The sequence below is a fragment of the Cryobacterium sp. 10I5 genome (genome assembly GCF_035019865.1).
Lineage (GTDB): Bacteria > Actinomycetota > Actinomycetes > Actinomycetales > Microbacteriaceae > Cryobacterium > Cryobacterium breve_A.
In genome coordinates this window covers 1-227 of record NZ_JASJVI010000249.1, presented here as the reverse complement: position 1 = coordinate 227, position 227 = coordinate 1, and the positions used below count along the sequence as shown (strand labels likewise).

1 pseudogene is annotated in these 227 nt (G+C 71.8%); it reads right to left on the bottom strand.

Features of this window, described 5'->3' with window-relative positions:
- Positions 1-227 (bottom strand): annotated as a pseudogene (locus QN350_RS19885) (tryptophan--tRNA ligase); the annotation flags it as partial.

Below are 227 nucleotides of genomic sequence, written 5' to 3'. Positions count from 1 at the left end.
GGAGCAGGCCGACGCGGTCGTACGCACGGGCGAGGGTGGCATCGGCAACGGATGCCGCCCGCGCGGCGTTGACGGCCAGCAGGCGGTCGAGCTCGGCCGGGTCGTCGAGCAGCTCGATCACGCGGGCGCGGATCGGACCGAAGGTGCCGGTGACGACCTCGGCGAGGCCCTTCTTGAGGTCACCGTAGCCGCGGCCCGCGTATTCGTCTTCGAGGGACTGGACTGTG